This is a genomic window from Leifsonia sp. KNZ13-11D (assembly GCF_056754895.1).
The window spans coordinates 2,598,295-2,619,449 of the sequence record NZ_JBPGWU010000001.1 but is presented as its reverse complement, the minus strand read 5'-3'; the positions used below and the strand labels follow the sequence as shown (position 1 = coordinate 2,619,449).

The window sequence follows — 21,155 nt, the reverse complement described above, 5'->3', positions numbered from 1 at the left end:
CGTAGCGTGAGGCTAGGTCAACCGAGGCGGAAGGTCGACCGCGGGATGTCGTCGACCAGGCGCCGGGCGAGGGTGAACGCGTCCTCCTCGTCCAGCCGGTGCTCGGCGACCAGGCCGGCGAGGTAGGAGGCGTCCACGCGCCGGGACATGTCGTGCCGCGCCGGGATGCTGCAGAACGCCCGCGTGTCGTCGATGAACCCGCTGGTCTTGGTGAAGCCGGCGCTGTCGGTGATGGCGCGACGGTACCGCAGGATGGCGTCGGGGGTGTCGATGAACCACCACGGCGCTCCCGCATACACCGACGGGTAGAACCCGGCCAGCGGGCCGATCTCGCGCGAGAACGTGGTCTCGTCCACGGTGAACAGCACCAGCCGGAACACGGGATCCGTCCCGAAGTCGCGCAGGATGGGCGTGAGCGGCGCAGTGAAGGCGCCCACCGCGGGCAGGTCGTGCCCGGTGTCCGGGCCGTACGCGTCGAACGTGGGCCGGTGGTGGTTGCGCAGCACGCCGGGGTGCAGCTGCATGACCAGGCCGTCCTCCGCGGACAGCTCGGCGAGCCGGTAGAGCAGGTTGCGCCGGTAGGCGGCGGCCTCCGCCGCGGTGACCGTGCCGTCGAGGGCGGCCCGGTGGATGCGCGACGCCTCGGCCTCGTCGAGCGGATCGCAGCCCGCGTCGAGCACGCCGGTGTCGGTGGCCGTGCCGCCCGCCTCCTGGAAGGCGCGGCGGCGGCGGCGCAGCGCCTCCAGCAGTCCCGGGTAGGTGGCCGTGTCGGTGTCGGCGGCCGCGGCCAGCCGTTCCAGACGGGCCGCCCAGCCGTCCTCGTCGGGGTGCATGTACCGGTCGGCGCGGAAGGTGGGGATCACCCGGCCGCGGAAGGCCGGGTCCGCCGCCAGCCGCGCGTGCGCCGCCAGGTCGTCGGCGGGGTCGTCCGTGGTGGCCAGCACCTCGATCCCGAACCGCTCGAACAGCGCGCGCGGGCGGAACGCCGGGTCGGCGAGCGTCTCGGCGAGCTGGTCGTACAGCCGGTCGGCGTTCTGGGCGGAGGGCTGCTCGGTCAGCCCGAACACCTCGCTGAACTCCACTTCGAACCAAAGCCGGACGGGGGTGCCGAGGAAGGCGTCCCAGTGCTCGCACAGCGTCCGCCAGATGGAACGGCCCGTGGCCGCGGAGGGGCGGCCGTTCCGCGCCAGACCGAGGTCGTCGAGCGGCACCCCCACCGCGTGCAGCATCCGCGTGACGTAGTGGTCGGGTGTGATGAGCAGCGCGGCCGGGTCGGGGAAGGGCTCGTCGTCGGCGAGCATCCGCGCATCCACGTGCCCGTGGGGGGAGAGGATGGGTGCGGTCGCCACCTCCGCGTGCAGCCGGCGCGCCAGGTCGCGGACGCCCGGGTCGGCGGGGAGCAGTCGGTCGGGGTGCGGTGCCAGGTCGGTCATGCGGACGGTGCTCCGTTCGTGGTCGGTGCGCTGCGAGGCGCCGGTCCGGTGGAGTCCCGGACCGTGAGGTGGGTCGGCAGGGTGACGGCCTGGCGCGCCACGGGGGCGAGTCCGCCGTCGAGGCGCGACAGCAGCATGGCGACGGCCGTCCGTCCCGCCTGCTCGATCGGCGCGGTCAGGGTGGTCAGCGGCGGGTTGCAGAAGTCGGCGCCGAAGATGTCGTCGCAGCCGACGATGCTGAGGTCGTGCGGGATGCGGACGCCTCGCTCGCGGAAACGCGGCAGCATCCCGATCGCGAGCAGGTCGTTGAACGCGATGCACGCGGTGACCCCCGAGTGCAGCACCGCGTCGGCCGCGGCGGCGCCCGCGTACTGGCGCGGTGCGAACGGACCGAGGCGCACCGCCTCGACCCCGTACCGCTCGCCGGCGCGCACGAGGGCGCGCCAGCGGCCCTCGTTCGGCCAGGAGGTGGCGGGTCCGGAGACGTAGGCGACGCGGCGGTGGCCCAGCGAGACGAGGTGCCCGACGGCCTGCTCGATCGCGCTCGGGGTGTCGATGAAGACGCTCGGCACACCGCGGGTCTGCCGGTTGACGGCGACCAGGGGGATCTCCTGGGCGAGAGCGCTCAGCCGGCGGTCGGTGAGCCGGGACGCGGCGAGGATGGCTCCGTCGAACGACCGCCGCAGCTTGTGCAGCGTGCCGTCCTCCAGCTCGTCCGACTCCTCGGTGTCGATCAGCAGCTGGGTGTAGCCGGCCGCTTTCAGCTGGTGCTGCGTGCCCCGGATGATGCCGAAGTAGAACGGGTTGGTGACGTCCGAGACGAGCACCGCGATCGCCCGCGTCCGGCCGCTGGTCAGCGCCCGCGCCTGCGAGTTCGGCACATAGTCGAGTTCGCGTGCGGCGCGTTCGATGCGCTCGCGGGTGCGGGCGTTCACGCGGCCCGGGTTGGAGAGCGCACGGGACACCGTGGACGTCGCGACGCCGCTGAGCGCGGCGACATCCGCGAGGGTCGCGGGGCGATCGTTCCCCGCACCGGTGAGAGGGCTCATGCGGCTATCAGAGCACATCATGGCAAATTCTGGCAAACGGTTGCAGTCCGATTTGCGAGCCTCTTAGAGTCGCCACCAACCTCCCCGGCACGACCGGGTCGAGGCCCACCAGATCCCTGCTCGAAGGAGAGTACGAATGAGATCACGTCTTGCGCTCGGCGCGGTGGCGGCCCTCGCGGCCGCCGGGCTCGCGCTCACCGGATGCTCCGGCTCCGGTCCCACGTCCACCGCATCCGCCGGCGGGAAGGTCGACGGCACCGGGAAGACCCTGGACGTCATGATCGCCGCCAACACCCTCTATCCGACCCAGCAGCAGAAGTGGTTCCAGGATGTGTCGGCCCAGTTCCAGAAGGAGACCGGGGCGACGGTGAAGTTCGAGACGTTCGCCTCGGCGAACGACGAGCTCACCAAGATCCAGACCTCCGTGCTGAGCGGCCAGGGCCCGGACATCTACGACCTCGGCACGACGTTCACCCCCACGGCGTACTCCACCGGCGCGTTCGTGAAGCTCACCGCCGACGACTGGGCGAAGATCGGCGGCCGCGACCGGTTCGTCCCGGCCACCCTCGGCATCTCCGGGCCGAGCCAGTCCGACCAGGTCGGCATCCCGTTCCTCAGCCGCCCCTTCGTGATGGCCTACAACAAGGACCTGCTGAAGGCCGCGGGCATCGACAAGCCGGCCGACACCTGGGATGGGCTCGCGGCGCAGGCGAAGAAGCTGACGAGCGGTGACGTGCATGGGATGGCCATCGCCTACGCCGACAGCTTCGACCCCTGGAAGTTCGTCTGGGCGATGTCGATGCAGCAGGGCAACACGCTGCTCGACCTGAAGACCAAGAAGGCGACCATCGACGACGACGCCGTGAAGAAGGCCTACCAGACCTACTTCGGCTGGCTCACCAAGGACAAGGTGGTCGACCCGGCCGCGATCGGCTGGAAGAACGCGCAGGCGGTCGCGGCCTTCGCCTCCGGCAAGGCGGCGTTCCTGCCGATGGTGTCCTCGTCGTCCCAGGTCTCGCTGGATGCGTCCGGCGTCGCCGGAAAGTACGCCTACGCGGTGATGCCGACCATCCCGCCGGGGGCGTCGAAGCTGCCGTCCGACGGCAAGGCCGCGGCCACGATCATCTCCGGCGACAACATGGTGGTCGCCAAGTACTCGAAGAACCAGGACCTCGCCTTCGCGCTGGTCAAGATGCTCACGAGCGAGGACAACCAGATCGCCTACACGAAGACGTTCGGCGACCTGCCGACCAATGCTGCGGCCGCGAAGAAGATCGAGCAGGGCAACGAGCTCCTCGGCCCGATCCTCGACGCCGGCACCAAGGCGTACGGGACGCCGTTCTCCGGGGCCTGGGGCGATACCCAGCTGGCGCTCGTGAACGTGGTGGTGCAGTCCATCCCGGCGCTCTCGTCGGGAGGCGTGTCGTCCTCCGACCTGGAGGCCCGGCTGAAGACCGCGCAGGCCACCGCGCAGGCCTCCCTGAGCAAGGCGAAGTAGCCGGGACCGTCATGTCGAATCCCACACTCGCCGCGCCGCAGGGCACGGCCCCGGCCGACGGCTCGCCCGCGGGACGCGCTCCCGCGGGCGGCCGCCACGGCCGCCCCGGCCGGACGGACCGTCCGGCCGGGGCGCGCCCCCCGCGCCGCCGCGGCCTGGAGCGGCGCAACCGTCCCCTGTGGATGCTGCTGCCCGGCGGCATCCTGATGCTGATCATCATCGTGGTGCCGCTGATCGTCGCCGTCGTGATGTCCACGCTCGACCTCGACCAGTACACGCTGCAGAGCTGGTTGCAGGCGCCGTTCATCGGGCTGGGCAACTACGTCGAGGCCATCGTGGCGTCGCCGCTGCTGCGCTCGATCGGCATCAGCGTCTCGTTCGCGGTCATCGCGGCGGTCATCACGCTCCCGATCGGCGTCGCCGCGGCCCTCGCCACGCAGAACCGTTTCCGCGGCCGGGCCCTGGTGCGCTCGCTGTTCCTCATCCCGTACGTGCTCCCGGCGTTCGTCGTCGGGACGCTGTGGCGCACGATGCTGCAGCCCGGCGGTGTGGTGGACAGCCTGCTCGGCTCGGTCGGCGTCCACCCGGGACTGTGGCTCAACGGGCCGCTCAGCTACTGGTCGCTCATCCTGGTGCAGCTGTGGACCTCGTGGCCGTTCTTCTACCTGCTCGTCGTCGCAGGACTCCAGAGCGTCGACCCGGAGGTGCACGAGGCGGCCGCGATCGACGGGGCGACCTGGTGGATCAAGCTGCGGTACGTCATCCTGCCGTACCTGCGCGGCTCCATCTTCCTGGCGCTGATCATCGCGTTCCTGCACAACATCAACGCGTTCACGCTGCCGTTCGTGCTGTTCGGCATCCCGGCGCCCCAGGACGTGGACGTGCTGCCGGTGCTCACCTACACCACGAGCTTCCAGAGCTTCCGGTTCGGGCTGAGCGCCGCGATGGCGATCTGCTCGCTCGCGCTCATCGCCATCCCGCTGTTCGTCTACCTGCGGGCCGTGAAGCTCGACTCCGGAGAGGAGGCGCAGCGATGACCGTCGTCCGTTCCAGTGCAGACGTCCACCGCCTGCTGCCGCGCTGGCTGATCGTCACGATCATCGCCGTGCTGCTGGTGATCGTGCTCGGACCCGTGCTCTACATGCTGTTCTCGTCCGTCAGCTCGGACGTGTCGGTGGCGGCCGGCGCGTTCCTGCCGACCGAGCTGCACCTCGACAACTACCTCAAGGTGTGGACCACCGTCGACCTCGGCACCGGACTCGCCAACAGCGTCCTGATCTGCGGCGCCGTCGCGATCGTCTGCGCCTTCCTCGCGGTGGCGACCGCCTACGTGCTGGTGCGCTACGAGTTCCGCGGGCGGCTGTCGTTCCTGCGCGGGCTGCTCGGGCTGCAGTCCATCCCGGGCACACTGATGCTGCTGCCGGTGTTCGTGCTGTTCTCGTCGACTGCCTCGCTGCTCGGCGTGCAGATCATCGGCACCCGGTGGGCCGTGTTCATCACCTACCTCACCTTCGCCCTGCCGTTCTCGACCTGGGTGATGGTGACCTACCTGCGCGGGCTGCCGAAGGCGCTGGAGGAGGCGGCCCGCATCGACGGAGCGTCGTCGTGGCGCATCCTCACCCGCATCGTCGTGCCGCTCAGCTGGCCCGGCATCGTCGTCTCGGGCATCTTCGCCTTCCTGCTCGGGTGGAACGACGTCCTGTTCGCGTCGGTGCTGACCAACCCGGAGACCCGGACGGCGGCCGTGGCGCTGCAGGTCTTCGGGGCGACGCAGGAGGGCGGCGCGGTGCCGCTCTACGGCCAGATGATGGCCGCATCCCTGATCTGCGCACTGCCGGTGGTGGTGCTGTACCTCGTCTTCCAGCGGTACCTGGTGGGCGGATTGACATCCGGAGGAGTGAAGTGACCAGTGGAGGAATGACCCCCGTGACAGCGAGTGGCCCCACCTGGACCCTGTCGGGGTTCGGCGACGAGATCGACCAGGATCCGGTCGTCCAGGTGGCGGTGCTGCAGGCGCTCGGCGCGAGCTGCATCGAGGTGCGCAGCGCCTGGGGCGTCAACATCGTCGATCTCGACGACGATCAGCTCGACCGGCTCGCCGCCGTGTTCCAGGAACGGGGGATGGGCGTCTCCGCCATCGCGTCCCCCGTCGGCAAAGTGGATGTGGCGCTGCCCGTCGAGCACGAGGTCGAGCGGCTCGGCCGCGCGATCGCGGCCGCCGACCGGCTCGGCACGCGCTACATCCGGCTGTTCTCGTTCTTCCGCGCCGAGGGCGTGGCCGTGGAGAGCATCCGCGACGACGTGATGGTGCGGATGCGCGCGCTCGCCGACCGCGCGGAGGCCGCGGGTGTGATCCTGCTGCACGAGAACGAGAAGGATATCTACGGCGACACCCCCGAGCGCTGCCTCGACATCGTCGAGACGGTCGCCTCGCCGGCGCTGCGGCTGGCGTGGGACAGCGCCAACTTCGTGCAGGTCGGCGTCGCGCATCCCTTCGACGACGGCTATGCGCTGCTGCGCCCGCACCTGGAGTACCTGCAGGTGAAGGACGCGCTCGCTGCCACCGGCGAGGTCGTCCCGGCGGGGGAGGGGGACGGCCAGGTGCTCGAGACCCTCACCGCGCTCCGCGACGACGGCTACGCGGGCTTCGCCTCCCTCGAACCCCACCTCACCGACGTGAACGCGCTCGGCGGCTTCTCGGGCCCCGCGGCCTTCGGCCGTGCCGGTCGCGCGTTCCGCCTCCTCACCGACCGGATCGGAGTGACCCTCGCATGACAGACCCCACCACCTCCGGCGCTTCGCCGCTGAACGTCGCCATCGTCGGCTGCGGGATCATCGGCCTCAACCACGCGCGGGCCATCCTGCGGCATCCGCGGCTGGCCATCACCGCGCTGGTGGATGCGATCCCTGCGGCGGCGCACACCCTCGCCGACGCCGTCGAGGCCGGGTCGGGCGGCTCCCGGCCCGCCGAGTTCACCGCGCTCAGCGAGTCCCTCGCCGCGGCGCCGATCGACGTCGTCGTCATCTGCACCCCGAGCGGCCTGCACGTCGACGTGGCGCGCGAAGCCATCGCCGCCCGTAAGCACGTGGTGATCGAGAAGCCGCTCGACACCGACATGGGTCGCGCCCGCGAGATCCTGGAGCTGTCGCGGGCCGCCGAGCGCGACGGCCTCGTCGTCTCGGTGATCAGCCAGCACCGCTTCGATCCCGCCTCGCGCGCGGTCGCGGAGGCGGCGCACACCGGCCGGTTCGGCCGGCTGACCAGCGGGGTCGCGTCGGTCGCGTGGTGGCGCAGCCAGGAGTACTACGACTCCGGCCAGTGGCGGGGCACCTGGGACCTCGACGGCGGCGGCGCCGTGATGAACCAGGGCGTCCATACGGTCGATCTGCTCGTCTGGTTCCTCGGCCGGCCGGTCGAGATCACGGCGCACACCGCCCTGCTCGCGCACGAGCGCGTCGAGGTGGAGGACATCGCCGTCGCGACCATCCGCTTCGAGTCCGGCGCGCTGGCCGTGCTCCACGCCACGACCGCGGCGTTCCCCGGTCTTGCGGTGCGCCTGCAGGTGCACGGCGACCGCGGCTCGGCCGTCGTGCACGACGACCAGCTGGAGTCGTTCTTCGCCGACGGCGGCACCGCGGACCGCGCCGCGGACGTGGTGCCGGCGGCGGAGGTGCGCGGGGGAGACCGGGGTCCGGACGTCTTCGTGATCGGTCACCTGCGGCAGTACGAGGACATCGTCGACGCCATCGACGGACGCCGCGCGCCCGGGGTGCGGGTGGAGGACGCGTTCCTCTCCCTCTGCGTCGTCCGCGCCGTCTACCTCTCCGCGACGCTGGGCCGCCCGGTCCGCTTCGACGAGGTGGTCGCCGGCGACCTGGACGGCGTCACGGTCACGACGGGGGTGCCGGCATGAGGTTCTCGGTCTTCACCGCATCCACCCCCGCATGGACGCCCGAGGAGGCCGCGCGCATCCTCGCCGCCCAGGGCTGGGACGGCATCGAGTGGCGCATCACCGACCAGCAGCAGACCGCGGTGCCCGGCTTCTGGGCGGGCAACCGCGCGACCTGGCCGCTGACCGGGCTGGAGGAGCACCTCGACGAGATCGCCCGCGTCACGCGCGAATCCGGCCTCGCCTTCTCCGGCATCGGCGGCTACGCCCGCTGCGACCAGCACGAGGACGTCGAGCGGATGCTCGCGGCGACGGCGAGGCTCGGCGCGCGGCAGGTGCGCGTCACGATGCCGCGCACCGACTCCGGCGACTACCGTTCGCTGTTCGCCGCGGCGCGGCGCGACGTGGAGTGGGCCGCCTCGCGTGCTGCGCATCACGGCGTGAAGGCCCTGGTCGAGCTGCACCACGAGACGATCACTCCGTCCGCGTCGGCGGCGTTCCGCCTGCTCGACGGGCTCGACCCCGGGCACGTCGGCGTCATCCACGACCTCGGCAACCTCGTCATCGAGGGCCGCGAGGAGACCCTGGCGAGCCTCCAGCTGCTCGGACCGTACCTCGCGCACGTTCACGTGAAGAACGCGGCGTGGGTCGCGGGGGAGCCGGAGGAGGACGGCACCGTCCGCTGGCGCCACGAGTGGGCGCCGTTGCGAACCGGTGCGGGGGATGTGGATGCGTACTTCCGCGCGCTGCACGCCTTCGGCTATGACGGGTGGGTGACCTGCGAGGACTTCTCGACCCAGGTGCCGCTCGAGGAGCGCACCCGGGACGATCTCGCCTACCTGCGCGCCGTCGAGGCCCGCACCCGCACCGCGGACGCGGCGTGACGCCGCCGCGACGCTTCGCGCGTCACCCGGTCCGGGTCGCGCACCTCGGCCTCGGCGCCTTCCACCGCGCTCATCAGGCCTGGTACACGCAGCTCGCGAACGACGCGGGCGGCGACTGGGGCATCGCCGCCTTCACCGGCCGGAGCCCCGAGGCCGCCCGGGTGCTCTCGGCTCAGGATGCGCTCTACACGCTGGTCGAGCGCGGCGCCGGCGGCGACGCCCCGCGCACCATCGAGGCGCTGAGCCGCGTGCACGACGGTGCGGACCGCGACGCCTGGCGGGAGACCATCGCCGACCCGCAGGTCGGCGTGCTCACGGTGACGGTGACCGAGGCCGGGTACCGCCCGGGCGCCTCGGCGGCCGCGCGGGTGCTCGACGGTCTCGTCGCCCGGCACGCGGCGGGAGCGGGCGGGATCGCGGTGGTCGGCTGCGACAACCTGCCGCGCAACGGCGACGTCATCCGCGACGCGGTGCTCGCGCTCGCCGCGGACGACGCCTCGCTGGCTACGTGGATCCGGACCGAGGTCGGCTTCGTCTCGACGATGGTCGACCGCATCACCCCGGCCACGACCGACGCGGACCGGGCGGAGGTGCGTCGCCTCACCGGGTGGGAGGACGCCGCGCCTGTCATCACCGAGCCGTTCACCGAGTGGGTGCTGGCCGGGACGTTCCCGGCCGGGCGTCCCGACTGGGAGGCCGGGGGAGCGCGCTTCGTCGCCGACATCGAGCCGTTCGAGCGGCGCAAGCTGTGGCTGCTCAACGCCGGGCACTCCCTGCTCGCCTACCACGGCCTCCTCCGTGGGCGGACGACGGTCGCCGAGGCCGTCGCCGACCCCGCGCTGCGCGACGAGCTGGAGCGGCTGTGGGCGGAGCAGCGGGTCGGTCTCCCGTTCGACGACGCCGCGGTGGAGGAGGCGCTCGCCGCCCTTCGCGACCGCTTCGCCAACGCGCGCATCGAGCACCGGCTCGCGCAGATCGGGACCGACGGCTCGCAGAAGCTCGGTCCGCGCATCCTGGACCCGCTGCGCGCCCGCTTCGCCGACGGCCACGCACCCGGCGCCGCCCAGGCCGGTGTGCTGGCCGCCTGGGCGCTGCACCTCGCGACCGCGGACCCGAGCTTGGTGCGCGACCCCGGCGCCGGCGAGCTGCCCACCCGGTTACGGGACGCGCGTACCGCCTCCGACCGCGCGGCGCTCGTCGTCGCCGCCCTCGCCCCCGACCTCACCGAACGCACCGACCTGGTCGCGCTGATCGCCGACCGCATCGCATCCCTGCAAGGAGCACACGCATGAGAATCACCGCCGCCGACGTCCTGATCACCAGTCCCGGCCGCAACTTCGTCACCCTCCGCATCACGACCGAGGACGGCGTGACCGGTCTCGGCGACGCCACCCTCAACGGGCGGGAGCTCGCCGTGGCCGCCTACCTCAGCGAGCACGTCGTCCCGCTGCTGATCGGACGGGACGCGCACCAGATCGAGGACACCTGGCAGTACCTGTACCGCGGCGCGTACTGGCGCCGGGGCCCGGTGACGATGGCGTCGATCGCCGCCGTGGACACGGCGCTGTGGGACATCAAGGCCAAGGTCGCCGGCCTGCCGCTCTACCAGCTGCTCGGGGGGCGCAGCCGTAGGGGATGCCTCACCTACGGTCACGCGTCCGGGGCCGAGCTGCCCGAGCTGTTCGACTCGGTGCGCGCGCACCTGGAGCAGGGCTACCGCGCCATCCGCATCCAGACCGGCGTGCCCGGCCTCGGCTCGGTGTACGGCGTCGCGTCCTCCGCGAACGCGACCGCCGGCGCCGGCGGCACCACGACGCGCTACGACCACGAGCCGGCCCGGCGCAGCGCGGTGCCGGTTGAGGAGCAGTGGGACACGCGCGCCTACCTGCGGCACATCCCGGGCGTGTTCGAGGCGGTGAGGAACGAGTTCGGCCCCGAGCTGCCGCTGCTGCACGACGCGCACCACCGGCTCACGCCCATCCAGGCCGCCAAGCTCGGCAAGTCGCTGGAGCCGTACGACCTGTTCTGGCTGGAGGACGTGACCCCGGCCGAGAACCAGGCCGTGCTGCGCCGGGTGCGGGAGCACACCACGACGCCGCTGGCGATCGGCGAGGTGTTCAACACGATCTGGGACTACCGGGAGCTGTTCGAGGAGCAGCTGATCGACTACGTGCGCTCCCCAGTCACGCACGCCGGCGGCATCACCGGCCTCCGGCGGATCTTCGACTACGCCGCCGTCTACCAGATCAAGTCGGGCGTGCACGGCCCGACGGACGTCTCGCCTGTGGGACTCGCGGCGGCGATCCACCTCGGGGTGGCCATCCCGAACTTCGGCATCCAGGAGTACATGAAGCACAGCCCGGAGACCGACGAGCTGTTCCGCCCCGGCTACTCGTTCGCCGACGGGATGCTGATCCCCGGTGAGGAGCCGGGCCTGGGCGTCGACTACGACGAGGTGCTGGCCGAGTCCTTCCCGTATCAGGCGGCATACTTGCCGGTGAACCGTCTGCTGGACGGTTCGATGCACGACTGGTGAGCGGCGGGGTCGCGGGAGTCGCGGAAGGTGCGGGCGTCGCGGGAGTCACGGGAGTCACGGGAGTCGCGGAAGTCGCGGGAGTCACGGGAGGAGCACGGGTGGAGCCGGTGCAGGTGGTGGTGATGGGCGTGTCAGGGTCGGGCAAGACCACGGTCGGGCAGTTGCTGGCGCAGCGCCTCGGCGTGCCGTTCGTCGACGGCGACGCCCTGCACCCGCCGGCGAACGTCGCCAAGATGGCCTCCGGCACGCCGCTCACGGACGAGGACCGCATCCCGTGGCTGCACGAGGTGGGCCGCACGCTCGCGTCCAGCGCGCCGGAGGGCGTCGTGGTCGCGTGCTCGGCGCTGAAGCGCGCCTACCGCGACCTCATCCGGGCGGAGGCGCCCGCGGCCGTGTTCGCCGAGCTGGACGGCACGCGCGACCTGCTGGCCGCCCGCATGGCGGACCGGCCCGGTCACTTCATGCCGGTCTCCCTGCTCGACTCGCAACTGTCCACCCTGGAGCCGCTGCAACCCGACGAGGCCGGCGTGCGCCTCGACGTCGGCCGCCCGCCGCAGGCGCTGGCCGACGCGGTCGCGGCGGCGCTGCCGCCGCGCGCCTGACGGCGCGGACGCGCGCGCGTCGCGTCCCGCCGCTGCCGCCGCGCGCCTGACGGCGCGGACGCGCGCGCGTCGCGTCCCGCCGCTCCATCTCACGCTGCCGTCGCCGCCATCGAGGGGTCGCAACACGCCGCTATTCGTCGCGGATAACGGCGTGTTGCGACCCCTCGTTGCGGATGCGGCAGGGTTGCAGAGCGGCATGGCGGACGAGCCACGGCTGACGTGCCGCGGTGCGGCCGCTGCGCGGCGCGGCCGCTGCGCGGCGCGGCCGCTGCGCGGCGCGGCCGCTGCGCGGCGCCGGCCTACGATCGTAGGTGTGAAACGTTCAAATCTCCGACGCAAGGCGTTGCGGATGGAGATGCGCGCGAAATCGGCTCGGAACTCCGACGTACGCACCCGAATCTCCGACGGAAGGAATCTCGCGCCGCCCGCATCCTTGGGGCGCAACACGCCGTTATCCGCCGCGCATAACGGCGTGTTGCGACCCCTCGTTGACCGGCGCGGCTAGGCGGCGGGTGGCGGAGCCGCCAGGGCGGCGAGCTGCGCCGTGAAGGCGGACGCATCCACCGCGGCGAAGAAGGCGGCGTCTGCGGTCTCGACGTCGGCGGTCGCTCGGCGGGCCGCCGCGGCGCCCTCGCGGGTCGGGCGCAGCACGCGGGCGCGGCCGTCGGTGGGATGCGGCAGCCGCTCCACGAGGCCGCCGCGCTCCAGTGCGCGCACGACCTGCGACGTCATCATCGGGTCGGTGTCCGCGAACGCTGCCAGGTCGACCTGGGTCACGAGCCGTTCGGGTTCGCGGTCGCTGAGCCAGGTGAGGGATGCGAGCAGCACGTACTGCACGTGCGTCAGCTCGTGCGGCGCGAGCGCAGCGCGCATGCGCGCCTGCCAGCGGTTCGTCACCCGCCAGAGCAGCAGGCCCGGGCTCTGCGCCGCGACGGGGAACCTGCTCCCCAGCCCCGCCTCGGCGCTGCTGCTGCTACCGCCGCCGGCGGCGGCCCTGACGCCCGCTCCCGCGCCGGCGGCGCTGACGCCCGCTCGCGCGCCGGCGGCGCTGACGCCCGCTCGCGCGCCTGCGGCGCGGGCTCCCGCGTCGCTTGCTTCGCTTGCTTCGCTTGCTTCGCTTGCTTCGCTTGCTTCGCTTGCTTCGCTTGCTTCGCTTGCTTCGCTTGCTTCGCTTGCTTCGCTTGCTTCGCTTGCTTCGCTTGCTTCGCTTGCTTCGCTTGCTTCGCTTGCTTCGCTTGCTTCGCTTGCTTCGCTTGCCTCGCTTGCCTCACTTGCTTCGCCTGCTTCGCCTGCTTCGCCTGCTTCCGCGTCGCCTGCGGTGCCGGTTCCCGCGTCGCCTGCGGCGCCGGTTCCGGCGTGGCCTGCCGTGCCGGTTCCCGCGTCGCCTGCGGCGCCGGTTCCTGCGTCGCCTGCCGTGCCGGTTCCCGCGCCGCCTGCGGGGCCGGTTCTCGCGCCGCCCGCCTCAGCCACGGGCCGCCCCCGACGCGCCCGCCTGCGTCCCCGCCGCCGCGCGCGCCTTCGCCACCCGCGCCTCCGCCGCCCGCAGCAGCTCCGCCATCGCGACCGGGAAGTCGCCGGCGATCTGCGGCCCGAGCTCCGGGCCGACCGCGTCCGCATCCTCGCCGTCGATCTCCAGCGTGTGCGTCACCTCCGTGCCGCCGTCGGGGCGGGCGGCCAGCGTGTGCCGGAAGGTGAGCGTCAGCCCCCCGAACGCGGTGCGGTCGGTGTAGACGCGGTCCGGGTCCAGCTCGACGATCTCGGAGGTCATCGGCTCCTGCCCCTGCGGCGTCACCGTGAGGGTGGTGCCGACGGCGAAGGGGCCGTGCAGCTCGAAGCGGTCGCTGGCGGGGCCGAGCGGGGTGCCGCTGTGCAGGTCGCGCAGCGCCGACCAGACGGCGGAGGCGGGTGCGCCGGTGCCGGCGCTGTACTGGGTGGTCCACATGGTGCTCTCCGATCCCAAAACTAATAAGCGCGCTTAGCGTATCGGGATCGGGTAGACTCGGCAACTGAACTTCGGCGAGGGATGCTGCGCGCAGCATCCGTGATCGACGCGGTGGAGCAGGCTACGCAGTCTTTCCTCGCGCACTTCGATGCGTTCGAGTCGAACAACAACCACACTGCGGGCCTCTCGGCTCGCCCGACAGCCGGACCCCGTCCGGCGAGGAGACACCATGGCAGACGAGTCCAACAAGGTCGCAGCCGAGCTGCGCGAGAGCTTCGGCAAGGGCGCGGCGCGCAAGATCCGCGCCGCCGGCAAGATCCCCGCGGTCATCTACGGTCACGGCACCGACCCCGTCCACATCACCGTCCCGGCCCACCAGGTCGGCCTGCTGCTGCGCAAGGCGAACGCGGTCCTCGACCTCGACATCGCCGGCAAGGCCGAGCTCGCGCTGGTGAAGGATGTGCAGAAGGACCCGGTGTCGCAGATCATCGAGCACCTCGACCTCATCCTCATCCGCCGCGGCGAGAAGGTCACCGTCGAGGTGCCCGTGCACATCGAGGGCGAGCCGTACTCCGGCACCATCGCCATGCTCGAGGTCAGCACCATCCGTCTCGAGACCGAGGCCACCCACATCCCCGAGCGCATCGTCATCGACGTCACCGACGCTCCCGAGGGCACCCAGTACCTGGCCAAGGACTTCACCCTCCCGGAGGGCTCGACCCTGGCGGAGGACGAGGAGCTCCTCATCGTCAACATCGCGGTGCCGGCGTCCGCCCGCGCCGAGGACGAGGAGACCGCCGCGGCCGAGGCCGCCGCGGAGGCCGAGGCCGGCTCGAGCGCCGAGTAAGCACCTCCCATGGAATCACCCCGTCAGGCGCCCGCCCCGGGACCGTCGGACGGGCCGTGGCTCGTGGTCGGGCTCGGTAACCCCGGGCCCGGCTACGCCGCCACCCGTCACAACGTGGGTCAGATGGTGCTCGACGAGCTCGCCTCGCGCGGCCGTCTCACCTTCAAGACGCACAAGACGAACGCGACGGTCGCCGAGGGTCGATTGACTCCCGGCGGCCCGCGGTTCGTCCTGGCGAAGCCGAACACGTACATGAACGTGTCCGGGGGGCCGGTGTCGCAGCTGCTGCGCTTCTACTCGCTCGACCCTTCGCACCTGATCGTGGTGCACGACGAGCTGGACATCCCGTTCGACACCATCCGCCTCAAGCACGGCGGTGGCCACGGCGGCCACAACGGCGTCCGCGACGTGATCGCGGCGATCGGGACCGGGGACTTCACGCGCGTGCGCGTCGGCGTCGGCCGTCCCCCGGCTCGGCGGCGGCAGCCGACCACGTGCTGAAGGCGTTCTCGGCCACCGAGCGCAAGAATCTGCCCATCCTCGTCGCCGACGCGGCCGATGCGGTCGAGCAGGTGGCCGCCGAGGGCCTCACCCCCGCGCAGAACCGCTTCCACGCGCGCTGACGGGCATCCCCCTCCGTCGAGTACACACAAAGTGCACGCGTTTCCGGCGTGTCCCGTGCACTAATCGTGTAGTCGATGCAGGGGGAGGGGGAGGGAGGGCGCCGGGGATTCACGACGAACGCTCAGCCGGAGCGGAGGCGGCGCCCTGCCCCGCACCAGGCCGCACGCGTACCGTGACCGGCATGAAGTTGTTCTCGCGCGAGTGGGGCACCGGTGACCGCTACGCCGTCCTCGTCCATGGAGTGATGTCGGACTCGCGCAACTGGCGCCGCGTCGGCCCGGTGCTCGCGGAGCGCGGCTACCACGTGGTCGCCGTCGACCTGCGCGGGCACGGCCACAGCCCCCGCACCGACGAGTACTCGGCCGAGCTGATGGCGCAGGACATCGTCGACACCGTCCCCGACCGTCCCGAGCTCGTGATGGGTCACTCGCTCGGCGGCCTCACCGTGAGCCTCGCGATCGAGCGCCTCGACCCGCAGCGCGTGATCTACGTCGACCCGGCCTTCTCGTGCCCGGCCACGAACCGGTTCCAGCAACTGCTCGCCCCCGCGTTCCTCCGGACGCTGGCGCGCCAGTCCGCCGCCCGCATCGCCAAACGCAACCCCCGGTGGGATCCGGCCGACGTCGCCATCGAGGTGGAGACCTTCAAGGCCTTCGACCGCGCGGTCCTGCCCGTCGTGGTGACCCCATCGGCCATGCGCGCTCCCGAGGTGATGACCGTCCCCTCGCTGGTGATGCTCGCCGACAACTCGCAGCTGGTGAAGCCCGAGCTCGCCGACCGCCTCCGCGGGGAGGGGTACGAGGTCCGGATCGTGCCCGGTTCCGGCCATGTGATCAACCGTGACGACCACGACGGCTTCATGAGAGCGCTCGACGGCTGGATCTGATCCTCCGAACCTGCAGCCCCTGTAACTGTCGGCGGCCCCACGTAGAATCGACCGAGTGATACTCCAGGGTCTGGTCGGCGCGCTCGCGCGCGAGTCCTCGTTCAGCGACGCGCTCGCCCATGCGGCGCGCGACGCCGACTTCTCGCTGACCGACGGCCTGCGCGCTCCGCTCCTGGCCGGGCTGCTGCGCCGCCGCGCCGAGCAGGGCGCCTCCCAGGCGGTGCTGCTCATCACGGCCACGGGACGCGAGTCCGAGTCCATCCGCGGCGCCCTGCCCTGCCTGCTGCCTGAGGCGGAGATCGTCGAGTTCCCCGCGTGGGAGACCCTGCCGCATGAGCGCCTGAGCCCGAGCGCGGAGATCGTCGGCAAGCGGCTCCTCGCACTGCGCAAGCTGACCGACTGGGCCGACGGCGATCAGCGCACGCCGTTCATCCTCGTGGCCTCCGTGCGCGCGGCGCTGCAGCCGCTCGCCGACAACCTCACCGACTACGCCACCGTCGAGCTCGCGACCGGCGGGCGCGGCTTCGACCTCGGCGGCCTCTCCGCCCAGCTGGTCGACCTCGCGTACGCGCGCGTCGACATGGTGACCCGCCGTGGCGAGTTCGCCGTGCGCGGCGGCATCCTCGACGTCTTCCCTCCCACGGCCGACCACCCGTACCGCGTCGACTTCTTCGGCGACGAGGTGGATCAGATCCGCGCCTTCTCGGTGGCCGACCAGCGGTCGCTGCCCGATCCGATCTCCTCGGTGGCCCTGCCGCCGAGCCGCGAGCTGCTGCTCAGCGAGTCGGTGCGCCAGCGGGCGCGGGAGATGGAGCACGAGTTCCCGAGCCTGTCGGCCATGCTCGCCAAGATCGGCGAGGGCATCCCGGTCGAGGGGATGGAGTCGCTGGCTCCCGCGCTCGTCGACCGGCTGGTGCCGCTGACCCACTACCTGCCCGAGGGCGCGGCCGTCGCCGTGCTGTCTCCCGAGCGGGTCGCCTCGCGCGCGGTGAGCCTCGCCGAGACCAACCGCGAGTTCCTCTCGGCCGCCTGGAGCGCCGCCACCGTGGGCGCCGCCGCCCCGATCGACCTCGCGGCCGGCGACTTCATGACGCTGCAGCAGCTGCGGGATTCGGTGAAGTTCAGTCGCCCGGGAGCGCCCAGCCCCGATCATCCCTGGTGGACGATGAGTGGCTTCCAGGCCAACGACGTGCTGCCCGAGGAGCTCGAGCTGGAGGAGCACCTGCAGGTGCGCATCCAGGCCGAGGCGGTGCCCAGCTTCCAGGGCAACGTCTCCGGCGCCGTGGAGCACGTGCGCGGGCGCCTGCGCGACGGCTGGCAGGTCGCCATCGTCGCGGCCGGCAACGGGCTGGTGGAGCGAGCAGCCGACGTGCTCGCCGAGGCGGAGCTGCCCGCGCGCCCGGTGGACGAGTTCCCGGCCGATCCGGAGCCCGGCATCGCGTACCTGATCAAGGCGACCGCTGAGCACGGGTTCGAGCTGCCGGACATCAGGCTCGCCCTGATCAGCGAGGCCGAGTTCTACGGCCGCACCATCGGCTACGACTCGCGCCAGGTGAAGAAGCTGGCGACCCGGCGCAAGAACGTGGTCGACCCGCTGCAGCTGAAGCCGGGTGACTACGTCGTGCACGAGACCCACGGCATCGGCAAGTTCGTGGAACTCACCCAGCGCGAGGTGTCGAGCGGCGGACGCAACGCGGTGAAGTCGAAGCGCGAGTACCTGGTGCTGGAGTACGCCCCCTCGAAACGCGGCTATCCCGGCGACAAGCTCTACGTGCCCACCGACCAGCTCGACCTGCTCACGCGCTATGTGGGCGGCGAGGCGCCGCAGCTGTCCAAGATGGGCGGCAGCGACTGGGCGGCGGCGAAGGGACGCGCCCGCCGCGCGGTCCGCGACATCGCTGTCGAGCTCGTCAAGCTCTACTCGGCGCGCATGGCCAGCAAGGGCCACGCGTTCGCGCCGGACACCCCCTGGCAGCGCGAGCTGGAGGAGGCGTTCCCGTTCGCCGAGACCCACGACCAGCTGCAGACCATCGACGAGGTGAAGGCCGACATGGAGCGGCCCATCCCGATGGACCGCCTGATCTCGGGCGACGTCGGATTCGGCAAGACCGAGATCGCCGTCCGGGCGGCGTTCAAGGCGGTGCAGGACGGCAAGCAGGTGGCCATGCTCGTCCCCACCACGCTGCTGGTGAAGCAGCACGCCGAGACGTTCCAGGAGCGCTTCGCCGGGTTCCCCATCCACCTCCGTCAGCTCAGCCGGTTCCAGTCCGACAAGGAGGCGCGCGAGACGCTGCGCGGCCTGGCGGACGGCACGGTGGATGTGGTGATCGGCACCCACCGCATCCTCGCCGACGGCATCACCTTCAAAGACCTCGGCCTCGTGATCATCGACGAGGAGCAGCGGTTCGGCGTCGAGCACAAGGAGGCGCTGAAGAAGCTCAAGACCAATGTCGACATCCTCGCCATGAGCGCCACGCCGATCCCGCGGACGCTGGAGATGGCGGTCACCGGCATCCGTGAGATGTCGACGCTCGCTACCCCGCCCGAGGACCGGCACCCGATCCTCACCTTCGTGGGGCCGTACTCCGACAAGCAGGTCGCCGCGGCGATCCGCCGCGAGCTGCTGCGCGAGGGCCAGGTGTTCTTCGTGCACAACCGTGTCGGCTCGATCACGAGCATGGCCGCGAAGCTGGCCGAGCTCGTGCCCGAGGCCCGCATCGGGGTCGCGCACGGCAAGATGAACGAGCACGCCCTGGAGCAGGTGGTCGTCGACTTCTGGGAGCGGCGGTTCGACGTGCTGGTGTCGACCACCATCATCGAGACCGGCCTCGACATCTCCAACGCGAACACGATCATCATCGACCGCGCCGACAAGTACGGCCTCAGCCAGCTGCACCAGCTGCGCGGCCGCGTCGGCCGCGGCCGGGAGCGCGCGTACGCCTACTTCCTGTGGGACGAGAACAAGCCGTTGAGCGAGACCGCGCACGACCGGCTGTCCACGATCGCGGCGAACAACGACCTCGGCAGCGGCATGCAGGTCGCGCTGAAAGACCTGGAGATCCGCGGCGCGGGCAACCTGCTCGGCGGGGAGCAGTCCGGGCACATCGCCGGCGTCGGCTTCGACCTCTATCTGCGGATGATCGGCGAGGCCGTCTCCACCTTCCGGGGCGAGGTCGCCGAGGGCCAGACCGAGCTGCGCCTCGAGCTGCCGGTGGATGCGCACATCCCCGAGGAGTACGTGGACAGCGAACGCCTGCGCCTGGAGGCCTACCAGAAGCTGTCGACGGCGAGCTCGCCGAACGCGAAGGACGGCCAGATCGACCTCGTGCTCGAGGAGCTGACCGACCGCTATGGCGCTCCGCCGGAGCCGGTCACCAACCTGATCGCCGTGTCGCGGCTGCGCCGTGCCGCGCAGAAGGCCGGGCTCGGCGAGGTCGTGGCCATGGGCTCCAACCTGCGCCTGGCGCCGGCCGTGCTGCCCGACTCGCTGCAGGTGCGCCTCCAGCGCATGTACCCGGGCTCGAAGTACCACGCCGCGCCCAAGGTCGCGACGGTGCCGCTCCCGCGGGTGAACGGCGAGGCGCTCGAGGACGCGGACCTCATCGGGTGGGTCGCCGACCTGCTCGGCGCCCTGTTCCCGGAGAAGGAGCCCGCCGAGCAGCGCGCCGGCTGAACGGCTCCGGACGAACGCCGCGCGGGCTCAGGGTCCGGAAGGCGCGCTCAGACACCTCCGGCCCGGACCGCCGCGGCGGCCGCGCCGTGGCCGGACGGGTGCGGGTGCAGCCGCCGGTTGCGGCGCGCGAGCAGGCTGACCAGGACAGCGGCCAGCACGATCGACACCGCCGAGCCGAGGAGCACGGCGAGGGTGCCCTCGGCGCGCACCTCCTCGGACCCGGCGAAGGCGAGCTCGTTCATGAGCAGCGACACGGTGAAGCCGATGCCGCCCAGCGCCGAGATGGTCAGCAGCCCGAACAGCGAGATGCGACCGCGCTCCGGGCCCTTCTTGGTGAACGATCCGAGCCATCCGCCGAGGGTGATGCCGACCACCTTGCCGACCGGAAGCGCGATGAGGATCGCCCAGAACGCCGGGGAGAGCTGCGAGGGCGACACCTGCGGGATGACGACGAGCGCCGCCGAGAACGCGAACAGCGGCAGGATCACCCCGTTGGACCACGGTTCCAGCGCGTGCGTGACGCGTCCGGCGGGCTGCCGCGCCATCGCGAGTCCCAGCGCGACGCCCGCGATCGTGGCGTGCACGCCGGAGTCGTAGACCAGCCACCAGGTGAGCACCGCCAGCAGCACCATGAGGACGCCCAGCGGCCAGCGCAGCCGTCCGCGCAGCATCCGGCTGAGGGCCCCGAACAGCACGACGGTGACCGCCGCCAGCGCGAGCTCCCACAGGTTCGGGTCTGTGGTGAAGAACACCGCGATGATGAGGATGGCGATCAGGTCGTCGAGCACGGCGAGGGCGAGCAGGAAGACGCGCAGCCGATTCGGCAGCCCGCGCCCGAACACGGCCAGCACGCCGAGCGCGAAGGCGATGTCGGTGGCGGTCGGGATGGGCCAGCCCTGCTGGACGCCGGAGCCGGCGGTGAGCGCGAGGTACAGACCCGCCGGCACGATGACCCCGGCGACCGCCGCGATGGCGGGATGGACGGCCTTCTGCACGCTGTTCAGCTCGCCCGCGACCAGCTCGTGCTTGAGCTCGACCGCGACGATGAAGAAGAAGATCGCGAGCAGCCCGTCGCTGATCGCGTGGCCCACGCTGATCTTCAGGAAGCCGCCGCCGAGATACGCGTGCTGGATGTCGACCAGCGTGGGGCCGGCGGCCGTGTTGGCGAGCAGCAGGCCGAGGGCGGCAGCCCCCAGCAGGAGGCCGGCGGCGGTGCGCTCGGAGCGGATGATGCTCATGGAATCACCAATCTGGGGTCACGGACACGACGCCGACCAGACTTCCCGGCACA

Annotated in this window: 17 protein-coding genes and 1 pseudogene; 13 read left to right on the top strand and 5 right to left on the bottom strand. The window is 71.8% G+C overall.

From position 1 onward, the window contains the following. Positions 1 to 17: 17 nt before the first annotated feature. Positions 18 to 1,433, bottom strand: coding sequence for a glucuronate isomerase (uxaC, locus tag ACR9Y5_RS12995; protein ID WP_481298333.1), 1,416 nt, complete (start codon positions 1,431 to 1,433; stop codon positions 18 to 20). Next, positions 1,430 to 2,482 (bottom strand): LacI family DNA-binding transcriptional regulator, encoded by a 1,053-nt coding sequence (locus tag ACR9Y5_RS12990; RefSeq protein WP_481298332.1) that lies wholly within the window; start codon positions 2,480 to 2,482, stop codon positions 1,430 to 1,432. Before ACR9Y5_RS12990 ends, uxaC begins: the two co-directional genes overlap by 4 nt. A 136-nt stretch (positions 2,483 to 2,618) precedes the next feature. Here ACR9Y5_RS12990 and ACR9Y5_RS12985 point away from each other — a divergent pair, with 136 nt between their 5' ends. The 9 genes from ACR9Y5_RS12985 to ACR9Y5_RS12945 are packed head-to-tail and all read left to right on the top strand — an operon-like array spanning position 2,619 to position 11,892. Then, on the top strand, positions 2,619 to 3,980 hold the full coding sequence (locus tag ACR9Y5_RS12985) for an ABC transporter substrate-binding protein (protein ID WP_481298331.1): 1,362 nt from the start codon (positions 2,619 to 2,621) through the stop codon (positions 3,978 to 3,980). Between the two features lie 11 nt (positions 3,981 to 3,991). Then, on the top strand, positions 3,992 to 5,017 hold the full coding sequence (locus ACR9Y5_RS12980) for a carbohydrate ABC transporter permease (RefSeq protein WP_481298330.1): 1,026 nt from the start codon (positions 3,992 to 3,994) through the stop codon (positions 5,015 to 5,017). Beyond that, positions 5,014 to 5,886: a carbohydrate ABC transporter permease gene (locus tag ACR9Y5_RS12975; RefSeq protein WP_481298329.1), complete on the top strand. Its 873-nt coding sequence runs from the start codon at positions 5,014 to 5,016 to the stop codon at positions 5,884 to 5,886. The genes ACR9Y5_RS12980 and ACR9Y5_RS12975 overlap by 4 nt, the downstream gene beginning before the upstream one ends. A gap of 20 nt (positions 5,887 to 5,906) precedes the next feature. Then, a complete protein-coding gene (locus ACR9Y5_RS12970) occupies positions 5,907 to 6,755 on the top strand; it encodes a sugar phosphate isomerase/epimerase family protein (RefSeq protein WP_481298328.1) in 849 nt (282 codons plus the stop codon). Next, the gene (locus ACR9Y5_RS12965; protein ID WP_481298327.1) at positions 6,752 to 7,894 is read left to right on the top strand and encodes a Gfo/Idh/MocA family protein; all 1,143 of its coding nucleotides are present in this window, start codon (positions 6,752 to 6,754) and stop codon (positions 7,892 to 7,894) included. Before ACR9Y5_RS12970 ends, ACR9Y5_RS12965 begins: the two co-directional genes overlap by 4 nt. Beyond that, on the top strand, positions 7,891 to 8,754 hold the full coding sequence (locus tag ACR9Y5_RS12960) for a sugar phosphate isomerase/epimerase family protein (protein WP_481298326.1): 864 nt from the start codon (positions 7,891 to 7,893) through the stop codon (positions 8,752 to 8,754). The genes ACR9Y5_RS12965 and ACR9Y5_RS12960 overlap by 4 nt, the downstream gene beginning before the upstream one ends. Beyond that, entirely contained in the window at positions 8,751 to 10,046 is a 1,296-nt protein-coding gene (locus ACR9Y5_RS12955; RefSeq protein WP_481298325.1) for a mannitol dehydrogenase family protein, read from the top strand. The genes ACR9Y5_RS12960 and ACR9Y5_RS12955 overlap by 4 nt, the downstream gene beginning before the upstream one ends. Next, positions 10,043 to 11,290: a D-mannonate dehydratase ManD gene (gene manD, locus ACR9Y5_RS12950; RefSeq protein WP_481298324.1), complete on the top strand. Its 1,248-nt coding sequence runs from the start codon at positions 10,043 to 10,045 to the stop codon at positions 11,288 to 11,290. Before ACR9Y5_RS12955 ends, manD begins: the two co-directional genes overlap by 4 nt. Continuing rightward, on the top strand, positions 11,287 to 11,892 hold the full coding sequence (locus tag ACR9Y5_RS12945; RefSeq protein WP_481298323.1) for a gluconokinase: 606 nt from the start codon (positions 11,287 to 11,289) through the stop codon (positions 11,890 to 11,892). Before manD ends, ACR9Y5_RS12945 begins: the two co-directional genes overlap by 4 nt. Positions 11,893 to 12,393: 501 nt before the next feature. Here the strand turns inward: ACR9Y5_RS12945 and ACR9Y5_RS12940 are convergent. Together ACR9Y5_RS12940 and ACR9Y5_RS12935 are read right to left on the bottom strand one after the other, a co-directional pair. Beyond that, positions 12,394 to 13,362, bottom strand: a complete 969-nt coding sequence (locus tag ACR9Y5_RS12940; RefSeq protein ID WP_481298322.1) for a MarR family winged helix-turn-helix transcriptional regulator — start codon at positions 13,360 to 13,362, stop codon at positions 12,394 to 12,396. Then, positions 13,355 to 13,834 (bottom strand): SRPBCC family protein, encoded by a 480-nt coding sequence (locus ACR9Y5_RS12935; RefSeq protein WP_481298321.1) that lies wholly within the window; start codon positions 13,832 to 13,834, stop codon positions 13,355 to 13,357. The genes ACR9Y5_RS12940 and ACR9Y5_RS12935 overlap by 8 nt, the downstream gene beginning before the upstream one ends. Positions 13,835 to 14,063: 229 nt before the next feature. Between ACR9Y5_RS12935 and ACR9Y5_RS12930 the strand changes: the two genes are divergently transcribed. The 4 genes and pseudogenes from ACR9Y5_RS12930 to mfd all read left to right on the top strand — a co-directional run bounded on the left by ACR9Y5_RS12930 (position 14,064) and on the right by mfd (position 19,864). After that, positions 14,064 to 14,681, top strand: a complete 618-nt coding sequence (locus ACR9Y5_RS12930; protein ID WP_481298320.1) for a 50S ribosomal protein L25/general stress protein Ctc — start codon at positions 14,064 to 14,066, stop codon at positions 14,679 to 14,681. A 9-nt stretch (positions 14,682 to 14,690) separates the two neighbouring features. Continuing rightward, positions 14,691 to 15,304: pseudogene (pth, locus tag ACR9Y5_RS12925) on the top strand (aminoacyl-tRNA hydrolase). Positions 15,305 to 15,486: 182 nt separating this feature from the next. Continuing rightward, entirely contained in the window at positions 15,487 to 16,191 is a 705-nt protein-coding gene (locus tag ACR9Y5_RS12920; protein WP_481298319.1) for an alpha/beta fold hydrolase, read from the top strand. A gap of 55 nt (positions 16,192 to 16,246) precedes the next feature. After that, positions 16,247 to 19,864, top strand: coding sequence for a transcription-repair coupling factor (gene mfd / locus ACR9Y5_RS12915; protein ID WP_481298318.1), 3,618 nt, complete (start codon positions 16,247 to 16,249; stop codon positions 19,862 to 19,864). Between the two features lie 47 nt (positions 19,865 to 19,911). Here the strand turns inward: mfd and ACR9Y5_RS12910 are convergent, their stop codons facing one another. Continuing rightward, the gene (locus tag ACR9Y5_RS12910) at positions 19,912 to 21,102 is read right to left on the bottom strand and encodes a Na+/H+ antiporter NhaA (RefSeq protein ID WP_481298317.1); all 1,191 of its coding nucleotides are present in this window, start codon (positions 21,100 to 21,102) and stop codon (positions 19,912 to 19,914) included. Positions 21,103 to 21,155: the final 53 nt, after the last annotated feature.

Coding starts and splice junctions, on each gene's coding strand:
- uxaC (WP_481298333.1), bottom strand. CDS start 1,433: ATGACCGACCTGGCACCGCACCCCGACCGACTGCTCCCCGCCGACCCG.
- ACR9Y5_RS12990 (WP_481298332.1), bottom strand. CDS start 2,482: ATGAGCCCTCTCACCGGTGCGGGGAACGATCGCCCCGCGACCCTCGCG.
- ACR9Y5_RS12985 (WP_481298331.1), top strand. CDS start 2,619: ATGAGATCACGTCTTGCGCTCGGCGCGGTGGCGGCCCTCGCGGCCGCC.
- ACR9Y5_RS12980 (WP_481298330.1), top strand. CDS start 3,992: ATGTCGAATCCCACACTCGCCGCGCCGCAGGGCACGGCCCCGGCCGAC.
- ACR9Y5_RS12975 (WP_481298329.1), top strand. CDS start 5,014: ATGACCGTCGTCCGTTCCAGTGCAGACGTCCACCGCCTGCTGCCGCGC.
- ACR9Y5_RS12965 (WP_481298327.1), top strand. CDS start 6,752: ATGACAGACCCCACCACCTCCGGCGCTTCGCCGCTGAACGTCGCCATC.
- ACR9Y5_RS12960 (WP_481298326.1), top strand. CDS start 7,891: ATGAGGTTCTCGGTCTTCACCGCATCCACCCCCGCATGGACGCCCGAG.
- manD (WP_481298324.1), top strand. CDS start 10,043: ATGAGAATCACCGCCGCCGACGTCCTGATCACCAGTCCCGGCCGCAAC.
- ACR9Y5_RS12935 (WP_481298321.1), bottom strand. CDS start 13,834: ATGTGGACCACCCAGTACAGCGCCGGCACCGGCGCACCCGCCTCCGCC.
- ACR9Y5_RS12930 (WP_481298320.1), top strand. CDS start 14,064: ATGGCAGACGAGTCCAACAAGGTCGCAGCCGAGCTGCGCGAGAGCTTC.
- ACR9Y5_RS12920 (WP_481298319.1), top strand. CDS start 15,487: ATGAAGTTGTTCTCGCGCGAGTGGGGCACCGGTGACCGCTACGCCGTC.
- ACR9Y5_RS12910 (WP_481298317.1), bottom strand. CDS start 21,102: ATGAGCATCATCCGCTCCGAGCGCACCGCCGCCGGCCTCCTGCTGGGG.